Source organism: Elstera litoralis (assembly GCF_000963705.1).
Taxonomy (GTDB): Bacteria; Pseudomonadota; Alphaproteobacteria; order Elsterales; family Elsteraceae; genus Elstera; species Elstera litoralis.
In genome coordinates, this window is the sequence record NZ_LAJY01000805.1 from 1 (window position 1) to 725 (window position 725).

The window sequence follows — 725 nt, forward strand, 5'->3', positions numbered from 1 at the left end:
CTCACTCTTTTAAAGGTCGCCACTGAGTGCAACCTTAAGATCGGTATCGTGACTTCCAATATGTCTTACCTCGCGGCGGCTTGGGTAAATCGATTAAATATTGAGAGTAATATCGATATTATTATCGGCGGAGATACCGTCAACCTCGGAAAACCTCATCCCGAGCCCTATTTAAGCGCTTTGCAGCAAACTCGCTGCTTGGCATCGCGGTCCTTCGCCGTGGAAGATAGTTTAACGGGAATTCGGGCAGCAGACGCCGCAGGCTTGAAGAGTTTCTTCTTGTCTGATGTAAATGACCCACGATTACACAATACTATAAATGTAAAAAATTTGGATGAGGTTTCCAGTATTATTCTTTCTTCTTACCAGAATGGTTTTTAATTATGACTAAAACTCGTGTTTTCCCATTAAATAAATGCTGCGACATCAAAATTCTACCCCCGTATCAATTTCCATACTCTTTAAACGACGAGTTAAACCGTATATGGAATGAAGAGTTTAAAAAAAAAAAAAATGGCTTAATCACGAATGATCCCGTTTTTAGTTTGTCGGGACATACGCAAAACACCCTAACGATCCAAGAGATTGATTACCGGACAGTCATTGCTCGCCGCCTCAATCCTGATATTTTTATTAATCTACCTGAAATTCGTCCTTTAGCCGTTACGGGTATTCTCATTTCTCCCGCTGGACTCGTCCTGGGCCGGAGAAGCAATAAATGTTTC

The 725-nt window shown here is 41.7% G+C and carries 2 protein-coding genes; both read left to right on the top strand.

The features are described from left to right. A partial coding sequence (locus VZ95_RS19890; protein ID WP_156995453.1) for an HAD family hydrolase occupies positions 1-381 on the top strand: 381 nt, incomplete at its 5' end. Positions 382-383: 2 nt separating this feature from the next. Further along, positions 384-725 (top strand): hypothetical protein (locus tag VZ95_RS27650; RefSeq protein WP_232302775.1); only part of this gene is annotated, 342 nt, incomplete at its 3' end.